The organism is Citrobacter sp. T1.2D-1 (genome assembly GCF_950098555.1).
In the GTDB taxonomy this organism is placed as follows: domain Bacteria; phylum Pseudomonadota; class Gammaproteobacteria; order Enterobacterales; family Enterobacteriaceae; genus Citrobacter_A; species Citrobacter_A telavivensis.
On sequence record NZ_CATNHH010000004.1, the window covers coordinates 70,111 to 83,756 of the forward strand.

Here is a 13,646-nt window from a genome sequence, read left to right on the forward strand (position 1 = left end):
AAAATGCAAAACTCTAAAGCGATATTAAAAACACCGGGGACGATGAACATTATTGCCGCCGATATGCCGGTGCCAAAAGAGCATGAAGTCCTGATCAAAGTCGAGTATGTCGGGATTTGCGGTTCGGATGTTCACGGTTTTGAATCGGGGCCGTTTATTCCGCCAAAAGACCCGAATCAGGAAATCGGTTTGGGCCATGAGTGTGCCGGGACGGTGGTGGCCGTGGGTAACCGTGTCAGCAAGTTTAAACCGGGCGATCGGGTGAATATTGAGCCGGGCGTGCCCTGCGGTCACTGTCGCTACTGCCTGGAAGGCAAATACAACATCTGCCCGGATGTCGACTTTATGGCGACCCAGCCCAACTATCGCGGTGCCTTAACGCACTACCTGTGCCATCCGGAAAGCTTCACCTATAAGCTCCCGGACAACATGGACACCATGGAGGGGGCACTGGTGGAGCCTGCTGCCGTTGGGATGCATGCGGCAATGCTGGCGGACGTGAAGCCCGGGAAGAAAATTGTCATTCTCGGTGCGGGCTGCATTGGTCTGATGACATTGCAGGCCTGTAAATGCCTTGGCGCTACTGACATCGCCGTGGTCGATGTCCTGGAAAAACGGTTGGCAATGGCTGAACAGCTTGGCGCAACACTCGTCGTCAATGGCGCCAAAGAAGACACCGTTGCCCGCTGTCAGCAATTTTCCGGGGAGATGGGGGCTGACATCGTTTTTGAAACTGCAGGTTCCGCCGTCACGGTTAAGCAGGCGCCGTATCTGGTGATGCGCGGCGGGAAAATCATGATTGTTGGCACGGTGCCGGGAGACTCTGCGATTAATTTCCTCAAAATTAACCGTGAAGTCTCAATTCAGACCGTTTTCCGCTACGCCAACCGCTATCCGGTCACTATTGAAGCGATTTCCTCAGGTCGTTTCGATGTGAAATCGATGGTGACGCATATTTATGACTATGAAGAGGTTCAGCGAGCATTTGATGAGTCGGTAAATAACAAACGCGACATTATTAAGGGTGTAATTAAGGTTATGCCCTAGATAATTCGAGTTGCAGCCAACACATCTGCAACCTGAATTATGGCGGGGGTAGTGATTAATTTAAACGGGAGAAATAACAATGCTGGCAGATATTAAATATTGGGAAAACGACGCACAAAATAAACATTATGCGATTGCCCACTTTAACGTGTGGAACGCAGAAATGTTGATGGGCGTAATCGATGCGGCGGAAGAGGCTAAATCACCGGTGATTATCTCTTTTGGCACCGGGTTCGTGGGGAATACATCATTTGAAGACTTTTCGCATATGATGGTTTCGATGGCGAAAAAAGCATCGGTACCGGTGATTACCCACTGGGATCACGGGCGCAGCATGGAGATTATCCATAATGCCTGGACTCACGGGATGAATTCGCTAATGCGTGACGCCTCCGCTTTTGACTTTGAAGAAAATATCCGCCTGACCAAAGAGGCCGTTGATTTCTTTCATCCGTTGGGTATTCCGGTTGAAGCCGAGCTGGGACACGTGGGGAATGAAACGGTCTATGAGGAAGCGCTGGCAGGATACCATTATACCGATCCCAACCAGGCGGCAGAGTTTGTTGAACGGACCGGCTGTGATTCACTGGCTGTCGCCATTGGTAATCAGCATGGTGTCTATACCTCCGAACCAAAGCTGAACTTCGAGGTGGTTGAACGTGTACGTCAGGCCGTTTCTGTGCCGTTGGTACTGCACGGGGCTTCGGGTATCAGCGATGCTGATATTAAAAAGGCCATTTCACTCGGTATTGCCAAGATCAATATTCATACTGAGCTGTGCCAGGCGGCGATGGTGGCGGTGAAAGAGAATCAGGATCAACCGTTCCTGCACCTGGAGCGCGAAGTGCGCAGAGCCGTCAAAGCGCGAGCGCTGGAAAAAATCAAATTGTTTGGTTCAGACGGCAAAGCGGAATGATGATATGGACGAGATCGAAGTGCTTTGCATCGGTGCGGCAATTGTCGATATTCCTTTGCAACCGGTCAGTAAAAATATCTTTGATGTAGATTCTTATCCTTTAGAACGAATCGCCATGACCACAGGAGGGGATGCCATCAATGAGGCCACCATTATTTCCCGCCTTGGACATCGTACGGCATTGATGAGTCGCATTGGCGATGATGCGGCAGGCCATTTTATTCTCGAGCACTGTCGCAAAGAGAATATTGATATTCAAAGCCTGAAACTGGACGCTGAAATTGATACCTCGATTAACGTTGGTCTGGTTACTGCGGATGGTGAACGGACATTTGTCACCAACCGCAATGGCAGCCTGTGGAAGTTGAATATCAACGATATCGATTTTGACCGTTTTTCTCAGGTCAAACTGTTATCGCTGGCAAGCATTTTCAATAGCCCTTTGCTGGATGGCAAAGCATTAACGGAAATTTTTACCCGGGCGAAGGCGCAGCAATTGATTATTTGTGCTGACATGATCAAACCCCGGCTTAATGAAACGCTGGAGGATATTCAGGAAGCGTTGAGTTTTGTCGATTATTTGTTCCCTAATTTTGATGAGGCTAAAAAACTCACCGGGAAAGAGACGCTGGATGAAATCGCCGATCGCTTTCTCCAGTGTGGCGTAAAAACGGTGGTGATAAAAACCGGCAAGAAAGGCTGCTTTATCAAAGGTGCTGATATGAGAATGGAGGTACCTGCAGTTTCCGGGATTACCGCCATCGACACGATCGGGGCCGGCGATAATTTTGCCTCGGGATTTATCTCTGCACTACTTGAGGGAAAAACGCTGCGTGAATGCGCACTGTTTGCTAACGCGACGGCAGCGATATCGGTCTTAAGCGTAGGGGCGACAACGGGTGTGCAAAACAGAAAGCTGGTGGAACAACTCCTGGATGAATACGAAGGATAATAGCGGCAGATGAAAATGATACCTTTAGGCAGTACTGATATTACGCTCTCGCGAATGGGGCTGGGCACATGGGCCATCGGCGGCGGTCCGGCGTGGAATGGCGATCTCGATCTACAGATATGTATCGATACCATCATTGAAGCGCACCGCTGTGGTATCAACCTGATTGATACTGCGCCAGGATATAATTTTGGCAATAGCGAAGTGATTGTCGGCCAGGCACTAAAGCAGTTACCGCGCAGAGAAATCGTTGTTGAGACCAAGTGCGGTATTGTGTGGGAGCGCGAAGGAAGCTTATTCAACAAGGTCGGCGATCGTCAGTTGTATAAAAATCTCTCCCCGGATTCTATCCGTGAAGAGGTTGAGTCCAGCCTGCAACGTCTGGGGATTGATTGCATCGATATTTATATGACCCACTGGCAGTCGGTACCGCCATTTTTCACTCCGATTGCGGAAACTGTCGCTGTACTTAACGAACTAAAGGCCGAAGGGAAGATTCGTTCAATTGGAGCGGCGAATGTGGATGCCTCTCATATCCGCGAATACCTTAAACACGGTGAGCTGGATATTGTGCAAGCGAAGTACAGCATTCTGGATCGGGCGCTGGAAATCGAGTTGCTGCCGCTATGTCGTGAGCATGGCATCGTGGTACAGGTCTACTCCCCGCTGGAGCAGGGATTACTCACCGGCACGATAACGCGCGACTACATCCCTGGCGGCGCAAGGGCGAATAAAGTCTGGTTCCAGCGTGAGAATATGCTACGTGTTATCGATATGCTGGAACAGTGGCGGCCGCTGTGCGACAAATATCACTGTTCTGTACCCACGCTGGCGCTGGCATGGATATTGAAACAGAGTGATTTAATTTCAATACTCAGTGGAGCAACCGCACCGGAGCAGGTCCGCGAGAATGTTGAAGCGCTAACTATCGCCTTAACAGATGACGACGCATTATTGATGAGGGAAATGGCGGAAGCATTAAATAATAAATAAGAGCGATAAGCACCACCTCTGTTTCTGTGTAAAAGAACACGAAAATCTGTGATTCAGACATGTTCTTTTGAAAATAAACATGGCCTGTGAGATACTAAGCACTTATCATGACTTTGAAGGAAACAGAGGTGTAACTGTGGCGGCAAAAGACAGAATTCAGGCAATTAAGCAAATGGTTGCCAATGACAAGAAAGTGGTGGTTTCTAATTTAAGTACAATATTCCAGGTGACCGAAGAGACCATTCGCCGCGATCTGGAAAAACTCGAGGATGAAGGCTTTTTAACACGCACTTATGGCGGCGCGGTATTAAATACAACGACGTTATCTGACAACATCCATTTTTATAAGCGGGCAAAATCGTTCTATGAGGAGAAGCAGATTATTGCGCGTAACGCACTACCATTTATTAAAAATAAGACCACGATGGCAGCAGACTCCAGCAGTACTGCCATGGAATTGTTGAAGCTATTAAAGGAACGAAACGATCTCACGTTATTAACCAATTCAGCAGAGGCGTTTCATGAGTTGGCACAATCGGATATTAATGTGGTTTCGACCGGTGGTGAGTTAAATAAGAACACGCTTTCATTACAGGGACGGATCACCAAAGAAATTATCAGTCGTTACCATGTGGACATTATGGTGATGAGCTGTAAAGGTCTGGACAGGGAAAGTGGGGCGCTTGATTCTAACGAGGCAGAAGCCGAGATCAAGAAAACCATGATTCGGCAAGCGACGGAAGTGGCGCTGCTGGTGGATCATTCGAAATTTGATCGCAAAGCCTTTGTCCAGTTAGTAGATTTAAGCCATATCAATTATATCATAACGAATAAAGCACCCGGTGCGGAATGGATTACATTTTGCAAAAAAAATAATATTCAGCTCATTTTTTAGTTTTATGCGGCTAATATTTTTAGTTCACACCTGGTGAATGCTAAATACAAAGTGATGATGAATGATGCGGCAACGTCGAACTTGCCGCTGAATCACAACTTAATATGCTCATCTCTTCCGGGTTCAAAATACAGATTATATTCTGCGAGTTTCGGGTTGTCGGGGAATGATGAGTGTTTGAGGTATCCAGATGGAACAATATGATCATATCGGTGCAAGACTGGACCGCTTGCCTTTAGCCCGGTTTCATTTTCGCATTTTTGGCATTATCAGTATTAGCTTATTATTGACCGGCTTTCTCAGCTATTCCGGCAATGTGGTACTGGCAAAACTAGTAAGTAATGGATGGTCAAATAATTTCCTCAATGCGGCATTTACCTCGGCATTGATGTTCGGTTATTTCATCGGCTCTTTGACCGGCGGGTTTATTGGCGATTATCTTGGACGCCGGAAAGCGTTTCGAATGAATCTGCTGATTGTGGGCATTTCCGCAACCGCGGCTTCCTTTGTTCCCAATATGTACTGGCTTATCTTCTTTCGCTGTCTCATGGGGACAGGTATGGGGGCGCTTATCATGGTGGGCTATGCGTCATTTACGGAGTTCATTCCGGCGACAGTCAGAGGAAAATGGTCTGCAAGGCTCTCTTTTGTCGGTAACTGGGCACCGATGCTGTCTGCGGCCATTGGCGTTGTCGTTATTGCCCTGTTGAGCTGGCGAGTGATGTTTCTCCTTGGTGGGGCTGGCATGCTGCTGGCATGGTACCTTTCCGGAAAATACTTTATTGAATCGCCACGCTGGCTGGCGGGCAAAGGTCGACAATGTATTGCGGAAAAACATCTGCGCGACGTTGAAATACAGATTGAAAAAGAGAAGAACATCACCTTGTCTCCACCTCCGGGCAAACCGGAATCGCATTCAGTCAGTGAGGAGCATGGGTCATTCTGGCTGCTGTTTAAAGGACAGATGCTGCGCCGCACGCTGGTGGCCATTACCGTACTTATCGCGATGAATATTTCGCTTTATACCATTACCGTATGGATCCCAACGATTTTTGTTAACTCAGGGATTGATGTCACCAGGTCTATTTTTATGACCGCCATCATTATGATTGGCGCACCCGTCGGTATCTTTATCGCCGCTTTGATTATTGACCGTTATCCACGGCGGTTATTCGGTTCGTTGCTGCTGGTCATCATTGCGCTGCTGGGCTATTTCTATTCGATTCAGACTGCGGAATGGGCCATTCTGAGCTATGGTCTGGTGATGATTTTTTTCCTGTATATGTACGTCTGCTTTGCTTCTGCGGTCTATGTTCCGGAGCTGTGGCCGACGCATTTACGCCTGCGCGGTTCAGGATTTGTAAATGCGGTAGGCCGGATCGTGGCGGTTTTTACCCCGTATGGCGTGGCGGTATTACTGACGCAATACGGCTCAGTCACCGTATTTATTGTGCTGGGCGCTATGTTGGTGGTTTGTGCGCTAATTCTGTTTTTCTTTGGTATTGAAACGCGAATGGTATCGCTCGAGGAAATTTCCAGTCTGAACTAACGTGGGAGGATGGTGAGGGGATCGCCATCCTCCTGTGGGCTAATTCTGGGTTTCTTCCCAGTCGGCGAGGGTATAGAGCGTAGCACCTGCGGCGGCCATCTCCATGAAGGCATGGGCACTGTCCTGTGGCTGAATGTTCACGCCGCGACAGCCGTTGGTAATCACATTCACCGTATAGCCCAGTTGCAGCGCATCCATAACCGTAAACCTGACGCAATAGTCGGTCGCCAGGCCCATGACTATCAGTTCACTCACGTTGTGCTGGCGAAGCCACGCGTCCAACCCGGTTTTCTGTCGGCGACCATTATCAAAAAAGGCGCTGTAGCTGTCGACAAGCGGGTTCTCGCCCTTATGGAAAACGGCATCTATCGCCTTGCGGTTCAGCAGTGGATGAAACGCCGCGCCGTCGGTATCCTGCACGCAGTGATCGGGCCAGAAAGTTTGCGCCAGACCATCCAGTTGCCCCTGGCTGTAAGGCTGGGCCTGATGTTGACTGGCGAAACTGCCGTGGTTCGCAGGATGCCAGTCCTGGCTTGCGATCACCGCATCGCCGCGCGTCTGACACCATGCGATCAGGCGGTTAGCGATATCAACCGTGCTGTCGCCTTCCGGGACCGCCAGCGCGCCGCCAGCGCAGAAATCATTTTGTAAATCGACCAGTAACAGCGCACGATGCGTCATCAGTATCTCCTTAGTCGTCCGGCGTGAGTTCGCCGCGCAGATTTTGCGTCATCGCCTTGCGAATCGCATCCGTATCCAGCCCTTTGCTCAGCAGATAATGCAGTTTGGTCAGGGTCGCTTCAACGGTCATATCCGCGCCGCCAATCACGCCCGCATGTGCCAGCGCATTGCCGGTGGCATAGCCGCCCATGTTCACTTTCCCCGACATGCACTGCGTGAGGTTCACCACCACAATGCCACGCTCGCTGGCTTCGCGAAGCTCTTTCAAAAACGCTTTATTCTGCGGCGCGTTACCCACGCCATAGGAGCGCAGAATCAGCGCTCTTACCGGTTGGCGCAGGAAGTTGCGCACCACATCGGCTGAGATCCCCGGATAAATAGTGACGACGCCAATCGGCTGCGGTGTGATTGGGTGAACAATCAGTTCGCCTTCACTTCGCGGGGCCGGTGGCGTACCCAGACGACGGATGTGGATACCCGCTTCCAGTAGCGGCGGGAGGTTAGGGGAGGCGAAAGCGTCAAAGCCATCGGCATGCGCCTTTGTCGTGCGGTTGCCGCGAAACAGGCGGTTGTTGAAGAACAGGGTGACTTCGTTGATCGGATAGTTTGCTGCGATGTACAGCGCGTTGAGAAGATTGATTTGTCCGTCAGAACGCAGCTCCGCCAACGGTATTTGTGACCCTGTCACAATGACCGGCTTGCCCAGATTCTCCAGCATAAATGAGAGTGCGGAGGCGGTAAACGCCATCGTGTCGGTGCCGTGAAGGATAACAAAACCGTCGTACTGGTCGTAATGGGTTTTGATATCGTCGGCGATATGCTGCCAGTCTTCCGGCGTCATATCTGACGAATCCATCAGCGGGGCATATTCATGAATGGTGAAGTCGGGCATTTCCGGGCGGTGAAATTCGGGCATCAGCGCCAACTGCCGCTGAAGATGTCCGGAGACCGGGATGTAACCCTGTTCGGAGCGCTGCATACCAATGGTCCCGCCGGTATAGGCAACGTAAATCGATTTCTTCTGCATGGCTATTATCTTGTCGCTCAAGGAAAAATCCCCCTTCGCAGGAAGAGGGATTGGGGATTAACGCACGTTAGCGCAGGTCAGACAGAACGCATAACGGTTTTGCGGATCGTTGAATGCGGCGAGCTTATCGCCTTCCGCTTTGACCGTACTGGCCGCTGAGGCCAGCGGTGCAGGGAGCATTGCCTGAATCGCCTGCGGCAGCATGGCGCGAACGGAGCCTGACATGCCGTCCATTACCATATCGAAGAAGGTCGGCTCATCCTGATAATAGTCGATATGCCACGCCTTGAGCTTCGCCAGTTCAGCCGCTTTAGCGACCGCATCGTCGAAGTCGCCAAGGCTGTCGACCAGACCGTTCGCTTTGGCGTCCTGGCCGGTCCAGACGTGGCCCTGCGCAATTTTATCAATCTGCTCAGGCGTAGATTTACGCGCCTGAGCGACCAGGGTGATAAAACGCTTATAGCCGTTCTCAATGCTCAGTTGCATCATTTGCTGCGCTTCCGGCGGCAGGGCCTTGGTCAGCGAAATATCGGCCAGCGGTGAGGTGGCCACGCCGTCGGTGTGCACACCAATTGAATCAAGGCTATTTTCGACGGTGTTAATCACCCCGAAGATACCAATCGAACCGGTCAGCGTGCTCGGGTTGGCCACAATGTAGCTGGCCGGCGTGGAGATCCAGTAACCACCAGACGCTGCCATTCCGCCCATCGACACCACCACCGGTTTGCCGGCAGCGCGCGCGGCGGCCAGTTCTGAGCGAATCACTTCCGAGGCCGTCACGCTGCCGCCAGGGCTGTTTACGCGCAGGACAATGGCTTTCACTTTCGGATCCAGACGTGCATCGCGAATTTGCGAGGCGGTGGTATCCCCGCCGACGTTCCCCGGCGTTTCTTCACCATCCATGATGGCCCCGTTGGCGAAGACGACGCCGATGGAGCTGCCCGTATCCGCAGGCGGATTGAGCGTATAGTCGTAATAGCTGATCGCGCGATAGTTATTTTCGGCTTTGCTCCAGCCAAACTGTTTGGTCAGCGCTTTTTCCACTTCGGCGCTGGAAAGCAGGGCGTCGACCAGTTTGCTGTCGAGCGCGTACTTCGCTGTATCACCATCGGCTTTCGTCAGCGCATCCAGAACGCCCTGTGCGCCAGGGAAGACTTGCCCTGCCGGGATTTGACGATTGGCGGCAACGGTATTCAGGTAGTTCTGCCACAGTTCACCAATCCAGCGGCTGTCTGCTTCCCGGGCCGCAGGCGACATATCGTCACGAATAAACGGCTCGACGGCAGACTTATAGGTTCCAACGCGGAACACGTGGGTGGAAACTTTCAGCTTATCCAGCAGGGATTTGTAATAGAGTCCGTTGGTGGCAAAACCGTGGATGTCGACCGAGCCCTGCGGCGACAGCCAGATTTTATTGGCGAAGCTCGCGAGGTAATACTGGCCCTGACTAAAGTTATCGCCGACGGCATAGACCGGTTTTCCGCTGTCGCGGAATTCACGCAGCGCTTTGCCGATATACTGCATTGACGGCTGGTCGGCACCGGCGAAGTTTTTCAAATCCATCACAATACCGGTGATATTGCGATCGTCTTTGGCCTGACGAATGGTATTGACGATATCGAACAGGGAGTTTTCCTGCAGACGATCGGAGCTGGCGCCCAGCAGTTGACGGCTGAGCGCGCTAAGACGGCTGGTACTGGACGGTTTATCGACGATCACCCCGGAAATATCTAACAGCAGGGCACCGCGACCGACTTTATCACTGGTATTATTGTTGCTGACCTGCATCCAGACTCCCACACCGACCAGGATCAGGAAGATAAAGAACAGGTTAAGCACCATCTCGCGGACAAAATTAAGCAGTCGCCACGTCCATTTAAAAAAACCGGCAATGAATCGCCACAGGGTTCGCATGTATTCTCCCTACCGTTACAAATACTACACCTGGGTCAGGTGTAAGAGATGTGGCTATCCTAATGACCCTGCCGTCTCTTGTCAGCAGGAATCACCGTCGGCGCTGTAACAAAATCTGCTCTCGTGTTAATTTTGTGAATATTCACCCTGACAGGAGTTAACCAAATGGATGCACTTGAATTACTTGTTAACCGCCGCAGCGCTTCTCGCCTGGCCGAGCCTGCACCTGCCGGTGAGCAATTGCAAAATATTCTCCGCGCGGGGATGCGCGCGCCGGATCATAAGACCCTGCAACCGTGGCATTTCTTCGTCATTGAAGGCGAAGGGCGCGAACGCTTCAGCGCGGTGCTGGAGAAGGGGGCAATTGCCGCCGGGAGCGATGATAAAGGGATCGAAAAAGCGCGCACCGCGCCGTTTCGCGCGCCGCTTATCATCACCGTGGTCGCGAAATGTGACGAAAATCATAAGGTCCCGGTCTGGGAACAGGAAATGTCCGCTGGCTGTGCGGTGATGGCGATGCAAATGGCGGCTATCGCGCAAGGCTTCGGCGGTATCTGGCGTACCGGGGCGCTAACCGACAGCCCGGTGGTGCGCGACGCGTTTGACTGCCGCACGCAGGATAAGATCGTCGGCTTCCTCTATCTCGGTACGCCGCAACTGAAAGCCTCCACCACCATTAACGTGCCGGACACCGCGCCGTTTGTCAGTTATTTCTGAATGTCAGATCCGGCTGTTATCTGGCCGTTATTGTGCATTCCCGGGGACTCAGCTTCCCGGACGGCGATACTGGCGGCCACTTGCATAATGGCCGCTGGTGGTCGCTGGTGCTGAATTTGTTCCGCCATGAAACGCATATAAGGATTTAAGTGGCTGAAAATCGCTTTATATCCGTCACAGAGGTGATTGTGCCATCGTTCACCACGTTTATGGATTCGATGCTTCGGGCAACCGCCATGGCAGGCAAAGCGCCATTCGCAGCGCTCACACTCTGCGGCAACTTGTGTTTTCACCATGCCGAATTTACGCTGCTGCTTGCTGGTCGCCATTTTCGCCAGGCTGTCACGGCGCAAGTTGCCCAGTCGGTGTTCCGGATAAACATAGTGATCGCAACTGTAGACATCGCCGTTCTGTTCGACAACCAGGCCAAATCCGCAGGAGGACTGCATCACGCAAAGCGACGGCTTCTCTCCTAGCCACGCGGCAAGTGCGCTGTCAAATAACTGCACGTAAACCCGACCCACATCCTCTCGAACCCACACATCAAAAACGCCGTTGATAAATCGTCCCCATTGTTCACCTGACACCGACCATTCAGTGATAGTGCGTCCTGACAAGGACTGCGGATAGAGCAGTTCGCCGTACATTTCATTCACCGGACGTTGTTCTACGGCGGGAATGAACTGCACGAATTCAGCACCCAGATCGTGGGTCAGAAATCGATAAATCTCCTGCGGATGTTCAGCCGTGACGTTGTTAACTACGCTGAGGACATTTACTGCAACATGGTACTGGCGCAAAAGTGACATAGCGTTGATCACTTTGCTAAATACAGAGTGCCCGCTGCGGGTTTTACGCCAGGTGTCATGTAACCAGGCTGGTCCGTCAACAGATAATCCCACCAGAAAGTCATTCTCCGCCAGAAACTGAGCCCATTCTTCATCAATCAACACGCCGTTCGTTTGCAGGCTGTTGCTGATGCGTTTTCCGCCTGCATACTTTTTTTGAAGCTGTAACGCCTTCTCGTAAAAGGAGATACCCGCAAGGGTCGGTTCACCACCTTGCCAGGTAAACTCAATTTCTGATCCAGGATTGGCCTCAATGTATTGCCGGACAAAAGCTTCCAGTGTGACATCATCCATATGCCGCGACGCTTTACCGGGTTTGAGCGTCCCTTGTTCTTTTTCCAGGTAAAAGCAGTAGTCGCAGGCAATATTGCATTGGTAGCTGACGGGTTTTGCCATCAGATGAAAAAAACGGTTCATACGTACTCCTGACGGACGTTCGATTAATTTTTAGTGATATTGCTCACTTTTTCTGACATCACGTTTTGACTTTGTCATGCAATGATCGAAATATAAATTTCATAAAAAACACTATACATGAAATTTAAATTGCATAACATCAACATCAGGGATTCTTATGAGCAAATTGTTTGCTGGAGCACAAAACCTGGGTAAGTCGTTCATGTTGCCGATTGCGGTCCTCCCTGCGGCCGGGCTGCTGCTGGGATTTGGCGGTGTGTTTACCAATCCGGTGACCCTGTCGACCTACCCGCTTCTGAACAATGAACTGTTTCAGGCTATTTTTACCGTAATGAAACTTTGTGGCAGCGTGGTCTTTGATAATCTGGCGCTGTTGTTTGCCGTGGGTATCGCGGTCGGAATGGCGCGAAGCGACAAAGGTACTGCGGGACTGGCTGCCGTACTCTGTTTTATCGTCATGAATAAAGCGATCAACGCCTGTTTACTCCTTTCCGGGACACTGGCGGTCGACAATCTGACGGCGGCAGGTCAGGCCAGCGTCATGGGCATCACCACGCTGCAAACAGGGGTGATGGGCGGGATCATGAGCGGGTTGCTGGCGTATTGGGTACAAAAACGTTTTGGTAAAACTGAACTGCCGAATCTGCTGGCTTTTTTTAGTGGTTCACGTTTTGTACCGATTGTCAGTTCGTTTTTTGCCATTTTCCTCGGCGTCGCGTTGTTCTGGGTCTGGCCGCATATTCAGATGGGGATCACCCATCTTGGTGGACTGGTTGAAAAAACCGGCTACGTCGGCACGCTGTTCTACGGCATGATCCTCAAATGTCTTATCCCATTAGGATTACATCATCTTTTTTATCTTCCGTTCTGGTTAACCAGCGTCGGCGGCGAAACGATGGTGAACGGGCACCTGGTAGAAGGAACGCAGAAAATCTTCTTTGCGCAACTGACCGATCCGTCCGTCACGCAATACTATATCGGCGTGTCACGCTTTATGGCGGGACGCTTCGCGGATTTCATGTTCGGTCTGCCCGGTGCTGCGCTTGCCATCTATCACTCTGCACGTCCTGAGAACCGAAAAAAAGTGGCGAGTCTGATGCTGTCTGCTGCACTTACCGCCTTTGTTACCGGGATCACCGAACCGCTGGAGTTCGCCTTCATGTTCTGCGCGCCGTTGCTGTATGGCGTTCATATCGTACTGACCGGCGTTGCTTTTATGCTGACCCACATCCTGCAAATTACCGTTGGGCAAACCTTCTCCGGCGGCTTAATTGATTTCCTGTTGTTCGGGGTGTTACAGGGCAATGCCAAAACTAACTGGGTGCTGATGCTGCCGTTGGGGGCGGTGATGTTCTGTCTTTACTACTTCACGTTCCGCTTCCTGATCAACTGGCGTCAGTTGAAAACGCCAGGTCGCGAAGAGGAAATGGAAGAGACGGTTGCAGTGGCGGGTGACGAACGTGCCGCGGGTATCGTGCAGGCGCTGGGCGGCAGAGAGAATATTGTTCAGGTGGATTGCTGCGCCACGCGACTGCGCGTCACCGTTAAAAATCCTCAGCATGTTGCGGTCGAAGCATTTAAGGCGCTGGGCAGTCGTGGCGCGTTTATCCGGGGGGAAGGCGTCCAGGTGGTCTACGGTCCGCACGTCACGCTGATTAAGAACGAAGTTGAAGAATTTATTGGTTCATAA

At 51.5% G+C, this 13,646-nt stretch carries 12 protein-coding genes; 8 read left to right on the forward strand and 4 right to left on the reverse strand.

Annotation, left to right across the window (positions count from 1 at the left end):
• The first annotated feature begins 3 nt into the window (after positions 1-3).
• From QQZ17_RS06195 to QQZ17_RS06220, 6 genes are all read left to right on the forward strand, one after another.
• Entirely contained in the window at positions 4-1,047 is a 1,044-nt protein-coding gene (locus tag QQZ17_RS06195; RefSeq protein ID WP_152404956.1) for an NAD(P)-dependent alcohol dehydrogenase, read from the forward strand.
• 79 nt (positions 1,048-1,126) lie between these two features.
• Positions 1,127-1,963, forward strand: a complete 837-nt coding sequence (locus tag QQZ17_RS06200) for a ketose-bisphosphate aldolase (protein WP_152404955.1) — start codon at positions 1,127-1,129, stop codon at positions 1,961-1,963.
• A gap of 4 nt (positions 1,964-1,967) precedes the next feature.
• A complete protein-coding gene (locus QQZ17_RS06205; protein WP_152404954.1) occupies positions 1,968-2,915 on the forward strand; it encodes a sugar kinase in 948 nt (315 codons plus the stop codon).
• 9 nt (positions 2,916-2,924) lie between these two features.
• Positions 2,925-3,908 (forward strand): NADH-dependent methylglyoxal reductase, encoded by a 984-nt coding sequence (gene ydjG, locus QQZ17_RS06210; protein ID WP_152404953.1) that lies wholly within the window; start codon positions 2,925-2,927, stop codon positions 3,906-3,908.
• A 136-nt stretch (positions 3,909-4,044) separates the two neighbouring features.
• Positions 4,045-4,803: a DeoR/GlpR family DNA-binding transcription regulator gene (locus QQZ17_RS06215; protein ID WP_152404952.1), complete on the forward strand. Its 759-nt coding sequence runs from the start codon at positions 4,045-4,047 to the stop codon at positions 4,801-4,803.
• A gap of 190 nt (positions 4,804-4,993) precedes the next feature.
• The gene (locus QQZ17_RS06220; protein ID WP_284554116.1) at positions 4,994-6,352 is read left to right on the forward strand and encodes an MFS transporter; all 1,359 of its coding nucleotides are present in this window, start codon (positions 4,994-4,996) and stop codon (positions 6,350-6,352) included.
• Between the two features lie 39 nt (positions 6,353-6,391).
• Here the strand turns inward: QQZ17_RS06220 and pncA are convergent, their stop codons facing one another.
• The 3 genes from pncA to sppA are packed head-to-tail and all read right to left on the reverse strand — an operon-like array spanning position 6,392 to position 9,974.
• Positions 6,392-7,033, reverse strand: a complete 642-nt coding sequence (gene pncA, locus QQZ17_RS06225) for a bifunctional nicotinamidase/pyrazinamidase (protein ID WP_152404950.1) — start codon at positions 7,031-7,033, stop codon at positions 6,392-6,394.
• A gap of 10 nt (positions 7,034-7,043) precedes the next feature.
• Entirely contained in the window at positions 7,044-8,060 is a 1,017-nt protein-coding gene (ansA, locus tag QQZ17_RS06230) for an asparaginase (RefSeq protein ID WP_152406341.1), read from the reverse strand.
• Between the two features lie 57 nt (positions 8,061-8,117).
• A complete protein-coding gene (gene sppA, locus QQZ17_RS06235; protein ID WP_152404949.1) occupies positions 8,118-9,974 on the reverse strand; it encodes a signal peptide peptidase SppA in 1,857 nt (618 codons plus the stop codon).
• Between the two features lie 165 nt (positions 9,975-10,139).
• Between sppA and QQZ17_RS06240 the strand changes: the two genes are divergently transcribed.
• On the forward strand, positions 10,140-10,691 hold the full coding sequence (locus tag QQZ17_RS06240; RefSeq protein WP_152404948.1) for an NAD(P)H nitroreductase: 552 nt from the start codon (positions 10,140-10,142) through the stop codon (positions 10,689-10,691).
• Here QQZ17_RS06240 and QQZ17_RS06245 read toward each other — a convergent pair.
• Complete coding sequence (locus QQZ17_RS06245; protein WP_152404947.1) at positions 10,682-11,956, reverse strand: anaerobic sulfatase maturase; 1,275 nt, start codon at positions 11,954-11,956, stop codon at positions 10,682-10,684. The genes QQZ17_RS06240 and QQZ17_RS06245 overlap by 10 nt on opposite strands.
• 157 nt (positions 11,957-12,113) lie before the next feature.
• Here QQZ17_RS06245 and QQZ17_RS06250 point away from each other — a divergent pair, with 157 nt between their 5' ends.
• Positions 12,114-13,646 carry a PTS transporter subunit EIIC gene (locus QQZ17_RS06250; protein WP_152404946.1) on the forward strand — a complete coding sequence of 511 codons (1,533 nt, stop codon included), beginning with the start codon at positions 12,114-12,116 and terminating at the stop codon, positions 13,644-13,646.